The organism is Providencia sp. PROV032 (genome assembly GCF_028484875.1).
Taxonomy (GTDB): domain Bacteria; phylum Pseudomonadota; class Gammaproteobacteria; order Enterobacterales; family Enterobacteriaceae; genus Providencia; species Providencia rettgeri_E.
Genome location: NZ_JAMPSX010000014.1, coordinates 1 through 21,420, shown reverse-complemented (window position 1 = coordinate 21,420; position 21,420 = coordinate 1). Strand labels below are relative to the sequence as shown.

Here is a 21,420-nt window from a genome sequence, read left to right as displayed (position 1 = left end):
GTGTATGGTGTCCACTGTTCGACTCTCTTAATCTTTATATTTAACTTTCAAAACTAATTTTTTAGCGAATGCCGGTAAATAAGCATACGCCAATGCATTATCATCTTAGTACTCAAATCCGCTATAAGACGAATCTTCATTCATGAAGAAATCCCTGTCATTATTAGTTCATACACTTTATTAGTGTTTTTGATTTAATAATAGAGTATCCGTAATTTTATACTGAATAAGTGCAATATGCATGCCATAAAAGCAATACTCCAAAATTGAGTTAACCGATTGATGCTTAAATAGGCATTTAATGATTAGATAATAAAGTGATGCAAATAAATTTAGCACTAATCACAAAATAAACATAAAATAATATTCATCTTTTAGTTCAGTACGTTACCGTGTATTTATTGGTGTTTTTATCATTTTTGATTAGTGTTTTAATAAAAGCATCGCCTATTTATTCAATGTTATTTATAAATAAAGCAATAAAACAGCATCTTAATCCATTGAAATTCAGCAAGCAAAATATTGAGCTTTACTTAATATGATATGTTTTAATTTTTATGTGCGACCGCCGCGTATAAAAACAAAAAAATAGGTGCCATAACAGACACCTATTTTATAAAATACGAAAAATTTTAACGGTAACGGTTAGGCTCTTTTCATAAAGTCAAAGAACTCTTCGTTAGTTTTTGTCATCGCTAATTTACTGATGAGGAACTCCATGGCATCGATTTCGCCCATTGGGTGAATAATCTTACGCAGGATCCACATTTTTTGTAATTCATCTTGCGATGTCAGTAACTCTTCTTTACGCGTACCTGAACGGTTGTAGTCTATCGCAGGGAAAACACGTTTTTCTGCAATTTTACGAGATAGGTGCAGTTCCATGTTACCTGTACCTTTAAACTCTTCGTAAATAACTTCATCCATCTTAGAGCCTGTATCAACCAGTGCGGTTGCAATGATTGTCAGGCTTCCACCCTCTTCAACATTACGGGCAGCACCAAAGAAACGTTTTGGACGATGTAATGCATTCGCATCCACACCACCGGTTAATACTTTACCGGATGAAGGTACAACGGTGTTATATGCACGGGCTAGACGCGTAATAGAGTCGAGTAAAATGATAACGTCTTTTTTATGTTCAACTAGACGTTTCGCTTTCTCAATCACCATTTCAGCGACTTGAACGTGACGTGCTGCAGGCTCATCGAAAGTTGAAGCAATGACTTCACCTTTAACTAAACGCTGCATTTCTGTCACTTCCTCAGGACGTTCATCGATCAATAGAACCATCAGAACGCAATCAGGATAATTGTGAGCAATATTTGCTGCAATATTTTGCAGTAACATTGTTTTACCGGCTTTCGGTGGAGCAACAATCAGGCCACGTTGACCACGACCGATTGGAGCCGCAAGATCCAGCACACGTGCAGTTAAATCTTCAGTTGAACCATTACCACGTTCCATGCGCAGACGATTGTTAGCATGTAAAGGAGTTAAGTTTTCAAAAAGGATTTTACTACGTGCGTTTTCAGGTTTATCGAAGTTAACTTCGTTGACTTTCAGGAGGGCAAAATAACGTTCACCTTCTTTAGGGGGACGGATTTTTCCTGAAATTGTGTCACCTGTGCGTAGGTTAAATCGGCGGATTTGGCTAGGAGAAACGTAGATATCATCAGGGCCTGCGAGGTAAGAACTGTCTGCTGAACGGAGGAAACCAAATCCATCCTGCAATATTTCCAGTACGCCATCGCCGAAAATATCTTCGCCACTTTTCGCATGCTGCTTCAAAATAGAGAAAATAATATCCTGCTTTCTCATACGGGCTAAGTTCTCTAGCCCCATGTTTTCGCCTAACGTAATCAATTCTGATACTGGCGTATTTTTTAATTCGGTAAGATTCATAATGGTGGGTTCTTTAACTCGGGGTAATTCTCGAACTATGAACGTAAATTGACGGCAGCTTATTAATAAGTGCCAGTTTAACTTTATACTGCCCTGCTGATCGCTAATTTTCATTAGAAGCAAACAGCAATGCAAAAAAATCTTGTGCTAGCCATTACTAAGATTGCTCTAACATTTGGCTGCAACTCATCTTGATGATGTGTGGCATATTATTAGAAACACACACAATATTAGCAATAGTTTTTTGTACATTTAGGACAACATACATCCCAATATCGCAAATTTAAGGTCAAATTAGCATTAAAAAACACATAATTGCTCAATGCCAACCTTCTCCCACTTCATTTTTATATCCAAAAGATATAAACACATTGAATTTCATGATGTTCGTTTATGCACTATCTTTAATTCATATGAAGAGTACATTGAAACAGAAGATATTGAATACTGCTATAACTCAACGTCTAAACTTTCAATTTCATATTTAAAATCATTATGTCATCAGTTTTTGAACAAAAAATATCACAATACTGAACTAACAAGCTAGATATATAAGATAAGAGCAATGGAATACAAGGTAATTCATATGGGTGCTATACGAGGAATAAAGATAACTTATCATGCTTAAGTGAAGACGTCTAGCGGCTCTCTAGATAAAATAGATATACCGCTAAACGTTTTAGCTTACATATAACGATAACTTACAGATTTTCGTCTAAAAATTCTTTCAGTTGCGTTTTTGATAATGCACCGACTTTCGTTGCCGCGACTTCACCATTTTTGAATAAAAGCAAGGTCGGGATGCCACGAATTCCATATTTTGGAGCGGTGGCTGGGTTTTCATCAATATTCAGTTTTGCGATAGTCAGTTTGCCTGTATATTCTTCAGCGACTTCATCAAGAATAGGCGCGATCATTTTACAAGGACCACACCATGCTGCCCAAAAATCGACGAGAACAGGTGAACTTGCGTTCAAAACTTCAGTTGCAAAACTTGCATCAGTTATCTTTATAATTTTATCGCTCATGTTGTACTCCAAGGGGTCATCTTTTGTAGACTTAGTGTAACATTATTGGCAGCAGTATGCTTTATTTCAAAAGATACACTTTCGTAAACCAACCGTTAACTGATATTCTAACATACTATGAGTAAAGCACACTTGACAGAAAAGAAGTTTTCCGACTTCGCATTGCACCCTAAAGTCATTGAAGCTCTAAATAAAAAAGGCTTCAATTTTTGCACGCCTATTCAGGCGTCCACCTTGCCTTTTACTGTCGAAGGCAAAGACGTGGCGGGTCAAGCGCAAACCGGTACAGGTAAAACGTTAGCTTTTTTAACGTCTACATTCCATTATTTATTAACTCACCCCGCAATTGAGGGTAAAAAAGCGAATCAGCCTCGTGCACTCATTATGGCACCGACACGCGAGCTCGCTGTACAAATCTATTCAGATGCTAAAGAGCTCGCTGAGTACACTGGCCTGAAAATGGGTTTAGCCTACGGTGGTGACGGCTATGATGAGCAACTGAGAGTTTTACAAAATGGTGTTGATATCCTTATTGGTACAACTGGCCGTTTAATCGACTACGCAAAACAAGGCCATGTCGATTTAAGTGCAATCCAAGTTGTGGTACTCGATGAAGCCGACCGTATGTATGACCTTGGTTTCATTAAAGATATCCGCTGGATTTTCCGTCGTATGCCAGGTGCGGCAGATAGGCTTAATTTGCTATTTTCTGCAACTTTATCTTATCGCGTAAGGGAATTAGCTTTCGAACAAATGAATAACCCTGAATATGTTGAGGTCGAACCTTTGCAAAAAACAGGTCACCGTATCAAAGAAGAGTTATTTTACCCTTCTAATGAAGAAAAAATGCGCTTGCTCCAAACGCTTCTTGAAGAAGAATGGCCAGAGCGTTGTATTATTTTCGCCAATACAAAACACCGTTGTGATGATATTTGGGCCCATTTAGCTGCCGATGGTCATCGTGTCGGTTTATTAACTGGCGATGTCGCACAGAAAAAACGGCTACGTATATTAGAGCAATTCACACAAGGCCATTTAGATATTTTAGTGGCAACTGATGTTGCAGCACGTGGTTTACATATTCCATCCGTCACTCATGTCTTTAACTACGATTTACCTGATGACTGTGAAGATTATGTTCACCGTATTGGCCGTACTGGTCGTGCCGGTGAAAGTGGAAACTCAATTAGCTTAGCCTGTGAAGAATATTCACTTAACTTGCCTGCTATTGAAGAATATATCCAACACTCAATCCCTGTTAGTAAATATAACAGTGATGCATTATTGAGCGATTTACCTGCACCAAAACGCCGTCATCGCCCACGTCCTGGAGGCCCGCGCCGTAATTCAAATTCGCAGCGTCGCCACAATGGCCCACGTAACAACCATAAACGTCCAGGCTGAGTAAAAACGATATGCTGAAATCTTCTTCTCTTTATGCCGCCATCGATTTAGGATCAAACAGTTTTCATATGCTCGTTGTACGTGAAACTGCTGGCAGCATTCAGGTCATCTCTAGGGTTAAACGCAAAGTTCGTCTTGCTGCAGGGTTAGATAACAACAACCTGCTTTCTGAGCAAGCAATGGCGCGAGGCTGGCAATGTTTACGCCTGTTTTCGGAACATTTACAAGATATTCCGAACACACAAATTCGTGTTGTCGCAACAGCGACTTTGCGTATAGCTAAAAATGCCGATATTTTCATCGAGAAAGCCAGCCAAATTTTAGGAAACCCTGTTAAAGTCATTCAAGGGGAAGAAGAAGCTCGCTTAATTTATCAAGGTGTCGCACATACAACTGGCGGGCCAGATCAACGCTTAGTGGTTGATATTGGTGGGGGAAGTACTGAGCTAGTTACGGGTACAGGCGCAAAAGCAGAGCAACTCTACAGCCTTGAAATGGGGTGTGTAACTTGGCTTGAGCGCTACTTTGGCGATAGAAGTTTAACAGAAGAAAACTTCGCTGCGGCTCAAACCGCTGCCCATCGTGTCATCGCCCCTATTGCTGATGCTCTCAAAACACATGGGTGGAAGATATGTGTTGGTGCATCCGGTACTGTACAAGCGATTCAGGAAATCATGATTGCCCAAGGCATGGATGAACTGATCACGCTTTCTAAATTACAACAGCTTAAGCGCAAAGCCATTCAATGCCAAAAACTTGAAGAGCTTGAAATTGACGGTTTAACCTTCGAACGCGCTCTTGTCTTTCCAAGCGGCTTATCTATTCTGATTGCTATCTTTGAAGCATTAGACATTGATAACATGACACTGGCAGGCGGTGCACTTCGTGAAGGTCTTGTCTATGGTATGCTACAGCTTCCTATTGAGCAGGATATTCGCGCTCGTACCGTCCGCAATATTCAACGACGCTTCCAAGTCGATATCGAACAAGCTAGCCGAGTTCGTCAACTTGCAGAATATTTTTATTTACAAGTCGCGAAAGATTGGGGCTTAGATGCACGCTGTCGTGATTTACTATCGAGTGCATGCGCCTTACATGAAATCGGCTTGAGTGTGGATTTCCGTAAAGGTCCCGAGCACGCGAGTTACCTCATAACACACCTTGATTTACCTGGTTTCACACCAGCTCAAAAACGGTTACTTGCCGCATTATTGATAAACCAACAAGGCCCTGTCGATTTAACGCCGTTGAGCCAACAAAATGCGCTCTCCATGCAGCATGCATATGATCTATGCCGTTTACTTCGCCTTGCCATTATTTTTGCGAGTCGGAGACGGGATGATACTTTGCCTGCATTAAGACTTAATGTGAATGCGCAAAGATTAACCATCACGCTGCCTTATCGTTGGTTATCTGATCACCCTTTACGAGCAGAAAATTTACAGCAAGAAGTTCAATGGCAGGGCTATGTAAATTGGGTTTTAGAACTGGAAGAACGTAATAGTTCAAATTGATAATATTTTCCACACTAGATCTACTCTAGTGTGGAAATTCAATTAGTTGTGGTTACTCACTTTTTTTATTTAACCCTAAACGTGCTTTAATATCCGCTAACGCTGATTGCCCTTTCTGCATACGCTCCTGCGCACTAACCACTTTACGCTGCTGCTCCCATTGCAAATCATCTTGTGGCAATTCAAGAAGAAAACGGCTTAATTCAGGACGGATTAATTCACCATATTGACGACGTTCACGACAATGAGAAAAAAATAGCTCTCTTTGTGCCCGCGTAATTCCTACATAGGCTAAACGGCGTTCTTCATCAATATTATTTTCATCAATACTACTTTGGTGTGGCAGCAGTCCCTCTTCCATGCCAACCAGGAAAACATAAGGAAATTCAAGGCCTTTAGAGGCATGTAACGTCATAAGCTGAACTTGGTCTGATTCTTCATCATCTTCACCACGCTCCATCATATCGCGCAGCGTAAAACGTGTGACAACTTGGCTCAATGTCATTGGGTCATTGAGATCATCACCTTCCACCATTTCACTCATCCATGTGAACAATTGGTTGACGTTTTTCATTCGCATTTCAGCCGCTTTAGTACTGGTTGACGTTTCATATAACCAGCTTTCATAATCCATTTCGCGCAGTAAATCACGCACCGCAATTAAAGGTTCACGTTCCGACGTTCGCACGATACTGTCCATCCAGTGAGTGAAACGCTGTAATGCTTCCAGCCCTTTGCCTTTTAAGGTTTGTTCAAGCCCTAAATCAAAACTGGCTTGATACAAGCTTTTGCCCCGCTGGTTTGCCCATTCCCCCAATTTTTGGATAGTTTTGGGGCCAATCTCTCGACGTGGAGTATTGACGATACGTAAAAAAGCACTGTCATCTTCAGGGTTCGTCAATACTCGCAAATAAGCTAATAAGTCTTTGATTTCAGGGCGAGAGAAAAACGAAGTCCCCCCCGAAATGCGATACGGAATGCGGTTTTGCATCAACATTTTTTCAAAAATACGCGATTGATGATTACCACGATACAAAATGGCGTAATCTTTATATTCCGTCTTATTAATAAAGTGATGAGCAATAAGCTCCCCAATCACCCTTTCAGCTTCGTGATCTTCATTATTTGCAGTAAGGACCCTCAGTGGCGCACCATATCCCAATTCTGAAAACAGTTTCTTTTCAAATACATGAGGGTTATTGGCAATTAAAATATTCGCAGCTTTTAAAATTCGTTCGGATGAACGGTAATTTTGCTCAAGCTTAATGACATTTAACTTAGGGAAGTCTTGATTCAATAAAACTAAATTTTGCGGCCTTGCGCCACGCCATGAATAGATCGACTGGTCGTCATCCCCCACAACCGTAAACCTTGCCCGCTGCCCCACAAGCAATTTAACCAACTGATATTGACTCGTATTGGTATCTTGGTACTCGTCCACCAGCAAGTAACGAATTTTTTGCTGCCAGCGTTCGCGCACTTCTTCATTTTGATATAACAACAGGGTAGGTTTGCTGATTAAATCGTCAAAATCCAATACATTGCAACTTTTCAGATGAAGTTCATAGCGGCGATAACACTCGGCAAAGTGATGCTCTTTCTCACTCCGTGCTTGGCCTATGACTTGTTGTGGGGAGATGAGATCATTTTTCCAATTTGAGATCGCCGAGATCAATTGTTTGAGTAAGTCTTTATCTTCTTCCAATAAATCAAAGGTAAGTTCTTTCAGCAACGCCATCTGGTCTTGGTCGTCAAATAGCGAGAAATTGGCTTTAATACCCAGCGCTTTATATTCACGCTTAATAATTTCTAACCCTAATGTATGGAAAGTAGAAATAATTAAACCGCGAGCTTCTTTTTTCCCCAATGTCTGCGCCACGCGCTCTTTCATTTCCCGCGCCGCTTTATTGGTAAAAGTCACCGCGGCAATTTGCCGAGGCTGATAGCCACATTGGCGAATTAAATGCGCAATTTTATTGGTAATAACACGTGTTTTGCCTGACCCCGCCCCCGCCAATACAAGGCACGGGCCATCGACAAATTCAACTGCCTGCTGTTGGCTTGGGTTTAATCGCATGGCTTCTCTACATCACTCAGTTATTCAAAATAGAATTCGCTACAGATTGTAGCAGAAACCGAACCAACTCTTGAGCAACGATCTTTTATAAAAGCAAAAAACCACATCATTCCTAGAAACAATGTGGTTTATATCAAAATGTATTTTTCTAAACTATTGCAAGAGAAAACATGGTGATTATCCAAAGCATTTCGCGTTCTAGGTAGGAAGCAAATAAGATTATCCCAAGGAGCATACTGAAGTATGTGACTTGTGTAATCTTAAGAAGCTGACACCCCTAGAGCGTGAAAGGGGAAGGATAATGAGTTAGCCGACTGCAATCTTCTTCATATCCGTCATATATCCCCGTAAAGTCTTACCGATCTTCTCAATCGGATGATTACGGATAGCTTCGTTGATATCACGTAACTGCGCGTTATCAGTACCATTATCTGCAACTGGTTTCGCTAAATCCCCTGCTTGTAATTTCGTCATGAAATCCTTCAGCATTGGTACAACTGCGAATGAAAACAGATAGTTACCATATTCTGCAGTATCAGAGATAACCACGTTCATTTCATATAAACGTTTACGAGCAATAGTGTTCGCAATCAGTGGTAACTCATGCAGTGACTCATAGTAAGCCGATTCTTCTAAGATACCCGCTTCTAACATCGTATCGAACGCTAACTCAACGCCTGCTTTAACCATTGCAACTAACAGAACACCGTGGTCGAAGTACTCTTGCTCCGCAATTTTCCCATTATATTCAGGGTAATTTTCGAATGCCGTTTTGCCGGTCTCTTCACGCCATGTCAGCAAGTTTTTATCATCATTTGCCCAGTCTGCCATCATGGTTGCAGAAAATTCGCCTGAAATGATGTCATCCATATGTTTGTGGAACAATGGCGCCATGATAGTTTTCAGTTGCTCGGATAACGCATAAGCACGCACTTTCGCAGGGTTAGATAAGCGATCCATCATCAGCGTGATACCGCCTTGTTTCAGCGCTTCAGTGATAGTTTCCCAACCAAACTGAATTAATTTACCTGCGTAGCCTGGCTCAACACCATCTGCGACCATTTTGTCGTAGCTCAGTAATGCACCCGCTTGCAACATACCACACAGAATCGTTTGCTCACCCATCAGGTCAGATTTAACTTCTGCAACAAATGAGGATTCCAGAACACCTGCACGGTGACCACCAGTCGCTGCCGCCCACGCTTTAGCAATCGCCATACCCTCACCTTTCGGGTCATTTTCTGGGTGTACTGCAATCAGCGTTGGAACACCAAAACCACGCTTGTATTCTTCACGAACTTCAGTACCTGGGCATTTTGGCGCTACCATCACAACAGTGATATCTTTACGAATTTCTTCGCCAACTTCAACAATGTTGAAGCCATGTGAATAACCCAGTGCTGCACCTTGTTTCATCATAGGCTGAACAGCGCGAACAACAGCTGAATGCTGTTTGTCCGGCGTTAAATTAATAACCAAATCAGCGGTAGGGATCAGCTCTTCATAAGTCCCAACTTTGAAACCATTTTCTGTCGCTTTGCGCCATGAAGCACGTTTCTCTGCAATTGCTTCATCACGTAATGCATAAGCAATATCTAAACCTGAGTCACGCATATTCAGGCCTTGGTTCAAACCTTGTGCTCCACAACCGACGATGACGATTTTTTTACCTTTCAGAAAACCTGCTTCATCTGCAAACTCTTCGCGCTGCATAAAACGGCACTTGCCTAACTGAGCTAACTGCTCACGCAAATTCAATGTGTTAAAATAATTCGCCATTGTCATACTCCATTGTTCTGTTGTGTTCGTTATGTCAGGCAGTCTGCCTGTCGCTCATTTTTGAGCGTTTATGGATTTACTATATGCGATGTTTCGCATTGCTTAAATTGATATATTAACAATACAATGTTGCAATATCTGCAACATCATTAATGATTTCATTAGAGGGCAAAATGGATATTCGCGATCTCAAGCTTTTTTTACATTTAGCACAAAGTTGCCACTTCGGGCGAACATCTAAAGCGATGCATGTCAGCCCTTCCACATTGTCTCGACAAATACAACGCCTCGAAGAACAGCTTGGTCACCCACTGTTTGTGCGTGATAACCGCTCCGTCAAGCTGACCCAAGCAGGAGAGCACCTTAAGCAGTTTGCCCAACAAACATTATTGCAATATCAACAGCTGCAACATGCTCTCAATCAACAAAGTCCATCGCTCAGCGGAGAACTGCATCTTTTTTGCTCAGTTACGGCTGCTTATAGTCATTTACCCGAAGTATTAGATAAATTCCGTGCGCTACACCCATTAGTTGAAATTAAACTCACGACAGGGGACGCAGCTGATGCTGTTGAAAAAGTGGAAACGCATGAGGCTGACCTTGGTATTGCAGGCAAACCCGAGCGCTTACCTGATAACGTCCGTTTTGCAAAAATCGGCGAAATCCCTCTCGTTTTGATTGCTCCATCACTACCCTGTGCTGTACGAAGCATGGTGACAGAAGCGGAACCTGACTGGTCTACCGTCCCCTTCATCCTGCCTGAACACGGCCCATCTCGTAAACGTATCGAACTTTGGTTCCGTCGCCATAACATCAATAACCCTGTTATTTACGCGACGGTATCAGGCCATGAAGCTATTGTGTCAATGGTCGCTTTGGGATGTGGTATTGCATTGATCCCCAGTGTGGTTGTTGATAACAGCCCAGAGCCCGTGCGTAGCCGTATTTCACAACTCGATAATATCTCAATGGTTGAACCCTTTGAACTCGGCGTTTGCCTATTAAGCAAACGCCTGAGTGAACCATTAATTAAAGCGTTTTGGGAATTGCTCCCAGACAACTCAATCTAAGGTTCTTTGGCTATCTTGTGGCGCTAAGAAAAAACGGAAAGATGGGTTTCCTGTTTCATCATGATATTCATAACCTAGCGCATCAAGATGCCTATCAAAACGCACTTCCGGCCCAGCTAATTCAAATGCCGCCAGCACTCGCCCATAGTCTGTACCATGGCTGCGATAATGAAATAACGTAATATTCCAATGAGTTCCAAGAGTCTCTAAGAATCGCAGTAATGCACCTGGAGACTCAGGAAACTCAAAGCTATACAGTCTTTCATCTAATGGCTTTGATGGACGACCTCCAATCATATAACGCACATGAAGTTTGGCCATTTCATCATCAGATAAATCATCAACTTCATAGCCGTTACTTCTGAGTTCTTGGATAATCTCTGAACGTTCTCCATCACGACCACTTAAACGCACCCCAACAAAAATACATGCACGATCAGGGTCTGCATCCGTATAACGGTAGTTAAATTCAGTAATCGCTCGATGGCCTAATAACTGGCAAAAACGTAAAAAGCTCCCTTTTTGCTCAGGGATAGTCACTGCCAGTAACGCTTCTCGTTGTTCTCCAATTTCACAACGTTCAGAAACATAACGCAGCCCGTGAAAATTCATATTCGCACCGGACAAAATATGCGCTAAACGCTCACCTTTGATGTTGTGCTGCTGTACATATTTTTTCAATCCAGCCAATGCCAACGCACCTGAAGGCTCTGCTATAGCACGAACATCTTCAAAAATATCTTTCAGTGCTGCACAAATAGAATCGCTATCAACCGTGATAACATCATCAACATATTGCTGGCACAACCTGAAGGTTTCATCACCAATGCGTTTTACCGCGACACCTTCGGCAAATAGCCCGACACGAGGTAGATCCACTGGATGCCCTGCTTCTAACGCTGCTTTCAGGCAGGCTGCATCTTCGGATTCAACGCCAATGATTTTTATTTCAGGCATTAATTGCTTGATAATCACAGCGACGCCCGCGATTAACCCACCGCCACCCACAGGGATGAAAATACGGTCTAAGTGAGCATCTTGCTGTAATAATTCAAGTGCGATAGTGGCTTGGCCAGCTATGACAGCAGGATGGTCAAAAGGGGGAACAAAGGTATATCCTTCTTCCGCTGCCATCGCGATTGCTTTAGCTTTCGCTTCATCAAAGTTCGCACCGTGTAGAATAGCTTCACCGCCAAAACTGCGCACTGCATCCACTTTGATATCCGCTGTCGCAACTGGCATGACGATTTTTGCTTTCACACCCACACGATTTGCTGATAACGCGACACCTTGAGCATGATTGCCCGCAGAAGCGGTTACAACCCCCTTCGATTTTTGTTCATCCGTTAAGCCAGCAATCATCGCATATGCGCCACGAAGCTTAAAGCTATGAACAGGTTGCCTATCTTCGCGCTTGACTAAAATGGTGTTACCCAAGCGTGAAGATATTTTATCCATCTGCTGAAGAGGTGTTACTTGTGCAGCCTCATAAACCGGCGCACTCAGCGCCGCTTTTAAGTAATCTGCTCCGGTTGGGGCAACCGGTAATGGTTTTGCTGCCGCCACAATTAGCCCCCTAGTTTCGACTTGTCACGAACCGCACCTTTGTCTGCACTCGTTGCCAAAGAAGCATAAGCACGCAGAGCAAAAGAAACCTCACGCTGACGATTACGCGGTGTGTAAGCTTTATCGCCTCGAGCTAACTCAGTTTCACGACGTTGATTCAATTCACTTTCACTAACATCCAGCACCATCGTTCTCTTTGGAATATCAATATCAATAATATCGCCATCTTGAACTAATGCTAATAAGCCACCACTCGCTGCTTCTGGGGAAATATGACCAATCGAAAGACCTGAACTACCACCAGAGAAGCGACCATCTGTGATCAATGCACAGCTTTTGCCTAATCCCATTGATTTCAGGTATGAGGTTGGGTATAGCATCTCTTGCATGCCCGGCCCACCCTTAGGCCCCTCATAACGAATAACCACGACATCGCCTTCAACAACTTTTCCACCGAGGATCGACTCGACGGCATCATCTTGGCTTTCAAACACTTTGGCTGGGCCACGGAATGTTAAGCTGCCTTCATCAACCCCTGCTGTTTTAACAATACAGCCATCTTCTGCAATATTTCCAGACAGGACGGCAAGGCCACCATCCAAACTATACGCATGCTCAATACTACGGATACATCCATTTTCACGATCAGTATCCAATGACGGCCAACGGCAATTCTGTGAAAAGGCTTTTGTCGTGCGGATCCCTGCAGGACCTGCGGAAAACATCGATTTGACAGACTCGTCCTTTGTTAACATCACATCATATTGCGCTAATGTTTCTTGGAAGCTCAAACCTAAAATATTAGTCACATTTTCTTGTAACAAACCTGCACGGCTCAGCTCACCTAAAATACCGATAACACCACCAGCGCGGTGAACATCTTCCATATGGTATTTTTGTGTACTCGGTGCAACCTTACACAAATGCGGGACTTTACGTGATAAGCGGTCGATATCATCCATGGTGAAATCGATCTCTGCTTCCTGAGCGGCTGCAAGTAAGTGCAAAACGGTGTTAGTTGAACCACCCATAGCAATATCCAACGTCATCGCATTTTCAAATGCAGATTTATTAGCGATATTGCGTGGTAACGCACTTTCATCATCTTGTTCGTAATAGCGTTTGGTTAATTCAACAATGCGCTTACCTGCATTAATAAATAACGTTTCGCGATCTGCATGAGTTGCTAATAATGAACCATTTCCTGGTTGGGATAACCCCAGCGCCTCAGTTAAACAGTTCATTGAGTTTGCAGTAAACATACCAGAGCATGAACCGCAAGTAGGACAAGCGGAGCGCTCAATTTGCTCGCTATCTGCATCGCTCACATTTGGGTTTGCCCCTTGGATCATCGCATCAACCAAATCGAGCTTGATAATTTGGTCTGAAAGCTTGGTTTTACCTGCTTCCATCGGGCCACCCGAAACGAAGATCACCGGAATATTCAAACGTAATGACGCCATCAACATACCCGGCGTGATTTTATCGCAGTTTGAAATACACACCATGGCATCCGCACAGTGGGCGTTCACCATATATTCTACGGAGTCTGCAATTAATTCACGGGAAGGTAAGGAATACAACATTCCGCCATGTCCCATGGCAATCCCATCGTCAACAGCAATCGTATTGAACTCTTTCGCAACTCCACCTGCATTTTCAATTTGCTCTGCAACTAATTTGCCTAAATCACGGAGATGTACGTGACCTGGAACAAACTGTGTGAATGAGTTAACAACCGCAATAATGGGCTTTCCAAAATCAGCATCGGTCATGCCTGTTGCACGCCATAATGCACGAGCCCCAGCCATATTACGACCATGAGTTGTTGTTGCTGAACGGTACTTAGGCATATCTTTAACTCCCGTGTTTAAAACAGGCGGGGAACGTCCGCCTGTAACATCTATTTCAATTTAATTATTAAGGGTTTACTGGATCTAACCAGCCCCATTTATCTTCTGTCGTACCATCAAATAAGCCAAAGAACGCCTGCTGAATTTGCTTGGTTACTGGGCCGCAACGACCAATGCCGACTTGGATACCATCAACACTGCGTACTGGGGTAATTTCGGCAGCAGTACCTGTCATAAAGACTTCATCAGCAAGATAGAGAGATTCGCGTGATAGCGTTTGCTCACGAACTTCGATACCCATATCTTTTGCTAAGGTTAAAATTGCATCACGTGTAATACCCGGTAATGCAGATGATGTGAACGGAGGCGTATACAGGATGCCATCTTTCACCTCAAAAATATTTTCCCCTGCACCTTCGGAGAGATACCCATGAACATCGAGTGCAATACCTTCTTGGTAACCATGACGACGTGCTTCACTACCAACCAGCAATGAAGACAGGTAGTTACCACCCGCTTTTGCCCCCGTAGGGATAGTATTTGGTGCAACACGATTCCAAGAAGACACCATCGCATCAATGCCTTGGTCTAACGCTTCTTCACCTAAATAAGCACCCCATGGGAACGCAGCTAAAATCACATCAGTGTTATAACCGTCTGGTGGGTTAACACCCATACCAACATCACCAATAAATACCAATGGGCGAATATATGCACTGACTAAGTTATTTTTACGCAGAGTTGCACGACATGCTTCCATTAACTCTTCCACGCTGTAGCTGACAGGCATACGGTAAATTTTCGCTGAATCATGCAAACGTTGCATATGCTCACGGTGGCGGAAGACCACGGGACCTTTGTGTGAGTCATAACAACGGACGCCTTCAAACACTGATGTACCATAGTGCAGAGCATGAGACATAACATGAACCTTTGCATCAGCCCATGGCGTCATTTCACCGTTAAACCAAATAAAGTCAGCTTTCTTAGTCATTTGTATATTCCTTACATTGCACTTTGTGTGCGTAATAGTCGTGATTCTTGTTGTCGTACTTCAACTTCTGTAATGTCTGAAAGCTTAGTTAACTGTGCACAAAGCTGGGTTAATGGCCTTTGACTACTTACAGTAAGTTCAATATTAACATTGTCGCCGTCTGTCGATTGTCCCATATTCATGGCATTAATACGAAATCCACGATGGCGAGTGACCCTTAATATACGCTCTAAAACCTCAGGACGGAAACGGGCCAATATCGAGATTTGATGTTGCATCATAATGGTTTCTCCATCATTTTTTCATTACTAGCCCCGGGCGGAACCAACGGCCAGACATTTTCTAGTTCATTAATTGATACCTGTAATAAATAGGCACCTTCGCTATTAAGTAATTCATCTAATGCCGCATTAACTTCCGACTTATCTGTGATCCGTTGGCCTTTAATACCAAACGCGCTGGCTAATGCCACAAAATCTGGGTTATCCGTCAAAATCGTTTCACTATAACGCTGCTCAAAAAACAGTTCCTGCCACTGGCGAACCATGCCTAAGCGCTGGTTATCGATTAAAAGAATTTTTACAGGAAGTTGCTTACGTTTGATGGTTCCTAGCTCTTGGACATTCATCATGAATGAACCATCTCCTGATACACAGACAACCGTATCTTCAGGCCTAGCAACCTGTGCACCAATTGCAGCAGGGATACCAAATCCCATGGTTCCAAGCCCACTTGAGGTTAAGAAATTTTCAGGGCCGTCAACGGTGATATGTTGTGCCGACCACATTTGGTGTTGCCCTACATCGGTAGTAACAACCGTATTCGGCTTCATTTTATCCGACAGTTGTTTAAGTAACAGTGGTGCATAAATAGGCTCGCCAGGATGGTCATAACGCCAACCGAATTCTTTTTTAAGCTGTTGAACTTCCTGCTGCCAAGGTGCAATTGATTTTTTAAGCATTAATTCAGGCAGTAATACTTTTGCATCACCATGCAACGCAACATGAGTTTGACGCAATTTATCCAGTTCTACGTGATCAATATCGATATGAATCACTTTGGCGTTCGGTGCAAACGTATTTAACTTACCTGTTACCCTATCATCGAAACGAGCACCAACAGCGATGAGTAAGTCACAATGTTGTACAGAGATATTGGCAGCCTTAGTACCATGCATGCCTAACATACCTAAATAGTTTTCATCTAAAGGGCTTACAGAACCAAGCCCCTTTAATGTTGCAACTGAAGGAATACCTGTAAACTCAATAAATTCACGTAATTCTTTAACGGCACCAGACATTCCAACACCGCCACCAACGTATAGCATAGGCTTTTCTGATTGTTCTAATAACATTCTTGCCTGTTGTATTTCCGATAAAGGCGAGGTGACTTCCTGCTCTACTGGCATTAAAAACGGAGACAACTCAGCTTGTTGTAGCTGAATATCTTTCGGAATATCAATCAGTACAGGACCAGGACGCCCACTATTTGCGATTGCGAAAGCCTCAGCAAGAATACGAGGTAAATCCTCGATATCTTCAACCAAAAAACTGTGCTTAGTACAAGCTAAGGACAACCCTAAAACATCGATTTCTTGGAAGGCATCAGTGCCAATAAACTCAGAAGCGACTTGCCCAGTAATCGCAACAACAGGTACGGAGTCTAATAATGCATCAGCTAATCCCGTGATAACATTTGTTGCGCCAGGGCCAGATGTTGCGATACATACCCCTGTTTTTCCTGTTGATCGTGCATAGCCAATCGCAGCAATTACAGCACCTTGCTCATGTCGGCACAACAAATGCTCAACGCCACCATCATACAATGCATCATAAACTGGCATTATTGCGCCACCAGGATAACCAAATACGGTATCAACCCCCTGTGCTCGCAATGCTTGAACTAACCATTGTGCTCCGTTCATGCTTTATCTCCTGTCCGTCACTTTATCTATTTGTATTTGTTATGTTTTATTTTTTGTGTTTGCATTAATCAACATTCATATCAAAAAAAACCCCGCGCCTTTCGGTGCGGGGTTCTCGTAAGATCTGGCTGTTATTTTAGCCTTCGTCGTCCAAGTGCAGCCCCGCACGGTGGGATAATAATCACCACCACGCTAATAATAATTAGGCTAACTGCTTGGATAAATGCGTTCATGTATTTTACTTTTTCAATATTCTTAATTATCTATTATTTAGAGTTATCATTTTAAAATTGCTTTGACAACTTTTATTTAGTTTATTTATTCACAAAACATTAAATCACTTCAAAATCAAATATATATAATAAAATTAGAATTATAAACTACCTAAATGCCAATTACTCAGTAATATTCAATAGAATACACAGCATAATCAGCTACATCATCCATGCCAATCATCTAACATAATTAAAATTAACATAGAGAAATTAATCATTTTTTCTTATTAATTTTCAAGATCAGTATAGTTTTAATTCTTTATAGCATCTTAACAACCCTAGTTATAATAAGGCCTAGAAGCTGTTCGCAGTAAATTGAAACGGCCCTGTAACTAAGTAATTAAATTGTCGAGCAGCTTCGCAAACATATTATTCACCCAAGATAAATAAACTTACTTCCAGCAGAATATTGCTCTGTAAATGATATTGGAGAGCTTATGACATTAGCGATTGTTTACACTAGAGCCTCAATTGGGTTAGAAGCACCTCTTGTTACTGTTGAAGCACATATTAGTAATGGGCTTCCAGGTTTGACACTTGTTGGGCTACCAGAAACCGCGGTAAAAGAAGCAAGAGATAGAGTTCGAAGTGCGCTACTCAATAGTGGATTTGAATATCCTGCTAAAAAAATGACGGTTAATTTAGCGCCAGCGGATTTACCAAAAGAAAGTGGTCGGTATGACCTCGCAATCGCGATTGCCATACTCGCATCATCAGGCCAACTCCCCCACGAACCATTAAGGCAGTATGAATTTTTAGGCGAACTTGCTTTGTCTGGTGATGTTCGCTATGTAAATAGCGCTATTCCTGCAGCCCAATCAGCATTAAAACAACAACGTTCTTTGATACTATCCATGGAGAATCAACACCAATTAGGTTTACTCCCAGATAACAGCGTTTATTTCGCGACATCCTTATTAGAACTTTGCCATTTTTTACATAACAAACATACATTACTTTGTAATCAACAAATTCATCAACCGCCTATCTCAACCAAACAAGAGAATGATATTAACGACATCATCGGCCAAGAGCATGGGAAACGGGCATTAGAAATCTGTGCTGCAGGTGGGCATAATTTACTCTTGTTAGGTCCTCCAGGAACAGGAAAAACGATGTTAGCAAGCAGGCTAATGACTTTACTTCCCCCGTTAACCCCTCAGGAAGCATTAGAAGTGGCTTCATTGCATAGCTTGAGTGAAAACATAAAGGAAGATATGAACTGGCCAATAAGGCCTTTTAGAGCGCCTCATCATAGTGCATCAATTGCGGCTTTAATTGGCGGAGGATCACTTCCCAAACCTGGCGAAATTTCACTTGCGCATCATGGTGTTTTATTTTTAGATGAATTACCAGAATTTAGCCGCTCAGTACTTGATTCTCTACGAGAACCATTAGAATCTAGAAAAATTAGCATTTCTCGAGCAAAAGCAAAAGTTTGCTATCCTGCAAGCTTTCAGCTAATCGCTGCACTAAATCCTAGTCCAACAGGGCATTACCAAGGAGAAATGAGTCGTTCAGCACCTTCTCGTATCCTACGTTACCTTTCACGTATATCAGGGCCTTTTATTGATCGATTTGATCTCTCAATAGAAATCCCATTGCTGCCTCTCGGCTCATTGAGTAACCAAGCAAATCAAGGTGAAACAAGTGAACATGTTAGGCAAAGAGTCATCGAAGCTAGAAATAGACAACTAAGGCGAGCTGGAAAAATTAATAGTTTACTGACGCCAAGAGAAACCACACAATTTTGCCTACTCACAACAAAAGATGCGTTATTCTTAGAACATGCATTAAATAAGTTAGGCCTTTCTATCCGAGCCTGGCACAGGATTTTAAGGGTTGCTAGAACAATAGCTGATCTTAACGCCGCAGAAACGATTGAACGTTCCGATTTATTAGAAGCTCTGGGGTATCGAGCAATGGATAAGTTATTGCTTCATTTGCAAAAACAAGTAAGCTGAGAAGGGTGGATAGATAAGTAGTTATTATCTCGTAAAAATAAAGGGACCGGAGTCCCTCTTATCATACGATGACGATATTAATCATCTGTATCAGTGTAGTCTTCCGATGGATCTATCTGCGGTTTACCGCCAGATAAAGTATGGAAGCGTTTAGGGCGATTAATACGGCTAGAATATTTTACCCAAACTTTTTCTTCTGGGGTGGCTGGTTCACGTTCACCACGGCATACAGCGACGAAAAGTTTTTCTTCTTCTGTCTGAGGTGCTCGTTTACCTGTATCAAGCTCATTAAAAGCTTGGCCGAGACGTTCTAGCAACTGAGCTTCTTTAATGGTGAAATCACCATGACGAGAAAAGCCACGTGGGTAATGTTTATTATCAAAAAAACGATTAGTCGTGATGAAGCTATCTGCCATCTGACACACTCCTAACTTATTACAGTCAAACTCTATATGGCGCGGAGTATTAGACAGCATTGACAATCTGTAAAACAAAACATTTAAATCATCACGACAAAAATAATTGGAGATGCATGTGGACAGCGAGTTATTGAGAACTTTTTTAGAGGTTAGTAAAACTAGGCACTTTGGTAGAGCCGCAGAATCACTCTATTTAACGCAATCAGCGGTTAGCTTTCGTATTAGGCAGTTAGAAACACAATTAGGTACAAGCCTATTTACGAGGCATAGAAATAATATCCGGTTAACTGCTGCCGGTGAAAGGCTTGTTCCCTACGCTGAATCGCTAATGAATACCTGGTTGCAAGCTAAAAAAGAGATATCTCATGCCTCACAACATACAGAACTTTCTATTGGAGCAACCGCTTCACTTTGGGAAGGCTATCTAACTGACTGGGCAGAAGAACTTTATAATCAACATGATGAACTACGACTCGAAGCTAGAGTTTCAACGCGCCAGTCCCTTGTTAAGCAACTACATTCTAGAGAATTAGATTTATTAATTGCAACTGAGCCACCCAAAATGGATGAATTTGAAAGCACAATTATTGGTACTATTGACTTACAACTTATGGCTTCCCAAAAAAATATTGCACTCACAAAATATAATTTTATAAAGCTTGAATGGGGGGCTGACTTTCAGCCAAAAAATGAACCAGCACTAACTCAAGATGATACACCCGTAATGATCACTACCTCGGCCCATATTACCCGTCAATTACTTCCTGTATCGCTTTCAGCGGCATTTTTGCCTGCGCATTGGGCATATCAATACCCAGGCTTAAAAACGCTCTCAGAAACCTCAATAAACAAACCTTTGTATGCAGTCTGGCTCCAAAAAAATGATCAGCAAGCTCTTATCAATCAACTGATTAAGACACCCATAAAAAATGCACCGTTAAGTGAATAATCATAGCCACCCTCATAATGGGTGGTTTAATACTTTATACTTATAAAAGTCTTATAACGTCTTACAGATAATTAAAAAATATTTTTTAAAATTATTTTCTGTTTGGATGTTAGCAAAAGGGCGAGACGGTATTTATAGAGCCACTTGGTATACACTGAGTTTTTTAATTTCCATAAATCCCCTTCCTTACTTAGCTCACAATTATTAACCTAAACATCCATATCGCAATGAGAAACCAAACCAACTTAACGCTTTGATTTTAAATCAAAAGTTAATCAACTTACATTTAAAATACTAACTCACCTTAATATTGTTTTATAAATAAGTTAGATATCACGATTAAATAATTTTAATTAATAGTTTCTTTTATGTACCAATAAGAATATCAATCACGAATAACTCATCTTCATTATAATAATACAATGATATATTAATTTTTTAGCAAAGTGATTTTTTGAAATTAGTAGAAGCTAATATAGTATGAGAAAAAAGTAAATTAAAGATTAACTGAGAGGGATAAGAAAATAACGCTATATTTAGAATATGTGGATAAAGAAAAACCCGATTAAGCTAATCGGGTTATCAATAGATACTTCTTTTATTATTACTTAATTGGTAACTGGCAGGGGCGGAGAGGCTCGAACTCCCAACACCCGGTTTTGGAGACCGGTGCTCTACCAATTGAACTACGCCCCTAAA

Annotated in this window: 16 protein-coding genes and 1 tRNA gene; 5 read left to right on the top strand and 12 right to left on the bottom strand. The window is 41.6% G+C overall.

The genetic code is table 11. The features are described 5' to 3' along the window. Window positions 1-645: 645 nt before the first annotated feature. A complete protein-coding gene (gene rho / locus PSF42_RS10830) occupies window positions 646-1,905 on the bottom strand; it encodes a transcription termination factor Rho (protein ID WP_004915469.1) in 1,260 nt (419 codons plus the stop codon). A 701-nt stretch (window positions 1,906-2,606) separates the two neighbouring features. Next, window positions 2,607-2,933: a thioredoxin TrxA gene (trxA, locus tag PSF42_RS10825; RefSeq protein ID WP_125894355.1), complete on the bottom strand. Its 327-nt coding sequence runs from the start codon at window positions 2,931-2,933 to the stop codon at window positions 2,607-2,609. 117 nt (window positions 2,934-3,050) lie between these two features. Between trxA and rhlB the strand changes: the two genes are divergently transcribed. After that, on the top strand, window positions 3,051-4,337 hold the full coding sequence (gene rhlB / locus PSF42_RS10820) for an ATP-dependent RNA helicase RhlB (RefSeq protein WP_272680010.1): 1,287 nt from the start codon (window positions 3,051-3,053) through the stop codon (window positions 4,335-4,337). Window positions 4,338-4,348: 11 nt separating this feature from the next. Next, the gene (gppA, locus tag PSF42_RS10815; protein ID WP_125894359.1) at window positions 4,349-5,851 is read left to right on the top strand and encodes a guanosine-5'-triphosphate,3'-diphosphate diphosphatase; all 1,503 of its coding nucleotides are present in this window, start codon (window positions 4,349-4,351) and stop codon (window positions 5,849-5,851) included. Window positions 5,852-5,903: 52 nt separating this feature from the next. Here gppA and rep read toward each other — a convergent pair whose 3' ends face one another. Together rep and ilvC are read right to left on the bottom strand one after the other, a co-directional pair. Further along, window positions 5,904-7,928, bottom strand: coding sequence for a DNA helicase Rep (rep, locus tag PSF42_RS10810; RefSeq protein ID WP_272680009.1), 2,025 nt, complete (start codon window positions 7,926-7,928; stop codon window positions 5,904-5,906). 306 nt (window positions 7,929-8,234) lie between these two features. Then, entirely contained in the window at window positions 8,235-9,707 is a 1,473-nt protein-coding gene (gene ilvC, locus PSF42_RS10805; RefSeq protein ID WP_125894363.1) for a ketol-acid reductoisomerase, read from the bottom strand. A gap of 173 nt (window positions 9,708-9,880) precedes the next feature. Here ilvC and ilvY point away from each other — a divergent pair, with 173 nt between their 5' ends. Further along, complete coding sequence (gene ilvY, locus PSF42_RS10800; protein WP_004906122.1) at window positions 9,881-10,777, top strand: HTH-type transcriptional activator IlvY; 897 nt, start codon at window positions 9,881-9,883, stop codon at window positions 10,775-10,777. On the opposite strand, the gene ilvA is transcribed toward ilvY, so the two are convergent. From ilvA to ilvL, 6 genes are all read right to left on the bottom strand, one after another. Beyond that, complete coding sequence (gene ilvA, locus PSF42_RS10795) at window positions 10,769-12,343, bottom strand: threonine ammonia-lyase, biosynthetic (protein ID WP_125894365.1); 1,575 nt, start codon at window positions 12,341-12,343, stop codon at window positions 10,769-10,771. The two genes, ilvY and ilvA, sit on opposite strands and share 9 nt — an antisense overlap. A 2-nt stretch (window positions 12,344-12,345) precedes the next feature. Then, the gene (gene ilvD / locus PSF42_RS10790) at window positions 12,346-14,196 is read right to left on the bottom strand and encodes a dihydroxy-acid dehydratase (RefSeq protein ID WP_125894367.1); all 1,851 of its coding nucleotides are present in this window, start codon (window positions 14,194-14,196) and stop codon (window positions 12,346-12,348) included. Window positions 14,197-14,263: 67 nt separating this feature from the next. Continuing rightward, the gene (locus tag PSF42_RS10785) at window positions 14,264-15,190 is read right to left on the bottom strand and encodes a branched-chain amino acid transaminase (protein WP_125894369.1); all 927 of its coding nucleotides are present in this window, start codon (window positions 15,188-15,190) and stop codon (window positions 14,264-14,266) included. An 11-nt stretch (window positions 15,191-15,201) separates the two neighbouring features. After that, window positions 15,202-15,471 carry an acetolactate synthase 2 small subunit gene (gene ilvM / locus PSF42_RS10780; protein WP_102139856.1) on the bottom strand — a complete coding sequence of 90 codons (270 nt, stop codon included), beginning with the start codon at window positions 15,469-15,471 and terminating at the stop codon, window positions 15,202-15,204. Further along, window positions 15,468-17,114 carry an acetolactate synthase 2 catalytic subunit gene (gene ilvG / locus PSF42_RS10775; RefSeq protein WP_125894371.1) on the bottom strand — a complete coding sequence of 549 codons (1,647 nt, stop codon included), beginning with the start codon at window positions 17,112-17,114 and terminating at the stop codon, window positions 15,468-15,470. The genes ilvM and ilvG overlap by 4 nt, the downstream gene beginning before the upstream one ends. Before the next feature lie 131 nt (window positions 17,115-17,245). Then, window positions 17,246-17,347, bottom strand: coding sequence for an ilv operon leader peptide (ilvL, locus tag PSF42_RS10770; RefSeq protein WP_071524553.1), 102 nt, complete (start codon window positions 17,345-17,347; stop codon window positions 17,246-17,248). Between the two features lie 479 nt (window positions 17,348-17,826). Between ilvL and PSF42_RS10765 the strand changes: the two genes are divergently transcribed. Further along, complete coding sequence (locus PSF42_RS10765) at window positions 17,827-19,353, top strand: YifB family Mg chelatase-like AAA ATPase (protein ID WP_272680008.1); 1,527 nt, start codon at window positions 17,827-17,829, stop codon at window positions 19,351-19,353. A gap of 77 nt (window positions 19,354-19,430) precedes the next feature. Here PSF42_RS10765 and PSF42_RS10760 read toward each other — a convergent pair whose 3' ends face one another. Continuing rightward, window positions 19,431-19,769: a DUF413 domain-containing protein gene (locus tag PSF42_RS10760; RefSeq protein WP_125894376.1), complete on the bottom strand. Its 339-nt coding sequence runs from the start codon at window positions 19,767-19,769 to the stop codon at window positions 19,431-19,433. A gap of 112 nt (window positions 19,770-19,881) precedes the next feature. Here PSF42_RS10760 and hdfR point away from each other — a divergent pair, with 112 nt between their 5' ends. Further along, the gene (gene hdfR / locus PSF42_RS10755) at window positions 19,882-20,721 is read left to right on the top strand and encodes an HTH-type transcriptional regulator HdfR (protein WP_125894378.1); all 840 of its coding nucleotides are present in this window, start codon (window positions 19,882-19,884) and stop codon (window positions 20,719-20,721) included. A 620-nt stretch (window positions 20,722-21,341) separates the two neighbouring features. Here hdfR and PSF42_RS10750 read toward each other — a convergent pair. Further along, window positions 21,342-21,417, bottom strand: a tRNA-Trp gene (locus PSF42_RS10750). Window positions 21,418-21,420 lie beyond the last annotated feature (3 nt).

Bases quoted from the DNA above. Each gene is read 5' to 3' on its own strand.
- rep (WP_272680009.1), bottom strand. From the start codon at position 7,928: ATGCGATTAAACCCAAGCCAACAGCAGGCAGTTGAATTTGTCGATGGC.
- hdfR (WP_125894378.1), top strand. From the start codon at position 19,882: ATGCATGTGGACAGCGAGTTATTGAGAACTTTTTTAGAGGTTAGTAAA.
- ilvD (WP_125894367.1), bottom strand. From the start codon at position 14,196: ATGCCTAAGTACCGTTCAGCAACAACAACTCATGGTCGTAATATGGCT.
- PSF42_RS10785 (WP_125894369.1), bottom strand. From the start codon at position 15,190: ATGACTAAGAAAGCTGACTTTATTTGGTTTAACGGTGAAATGACGCCA.
- ilvL (WP_071524553.1), bottom strand. From the start codon at position 17,347: ATGAACGCATTTATCCAAGCAGTTAGCCTAATTATTATTAGCGTGGTG.
- rhlB (WP_272680010.1), top strand. From the start codon at position 3,051: ATGAGTAAAGCACACTTGACAGAAAAGAAGTTTTCCGACTTCGCATTG.
- rho (WP_004915469.1), bottom strand. From the start codon at position 1,905: ATGAATCTTACCGAATTAAAAAATACGCCAGTATCAGAATTGATTACG.
- ilvM (WP_102139856.1), bottom strand. From the start codon at position 15,471: ATGATGCAACATCAAATCTCGATATTGGCCCGTTTCCGTCCTGAGGTT.
- ilvY (WP_004906122.1), top strand. From the start codon at position 9,881: ATGGATATTCGCGATCTCAAGCTTTTTTTACATTTAGCACAAAGTTGC.
- ilvG (WP_125894371.1), bottom strand. From the start codon at position 17,114: ATGAACGGAGCACAATGGTTAGTTCAAGCATTGCGAGCACAGGGGGTT.
- PSF42_RS10760 (WP_125894376.1), bottom strand. From the start codon at position 19,769: ATGGCAGATAGCTTCATCACGACTAATCGTTTTTTTGATAATAAACAT.
- trxA (WP_125894355.1), bottom strand. From the start codon at position 2,933: ATGAGCGATAAAATTATAAAGATAACTGATGCAAGTTTTGCAACTGAA.
- ilvC (WP_125894363.1), bottom strand. From the start codon at position 9,707: ATGGCGAATTATTTTAACACATTGAATTTGCGTGAGCAGTTAGCTCAG.
- gppA (WP_125894359.1), top strand. From the start codon at position 4,349: ATGCTGAAATCTTCTTCTCTTTATGCCGCCATCGATTTAGGATCAAAC.
- PSF42_RS10765 (WP_272680008.1), top strand. From the start codon at position 17,827: ATGACATTAGCGATTGTTTACACTAGAGCCTCAATTGGGTTAGAAGCA.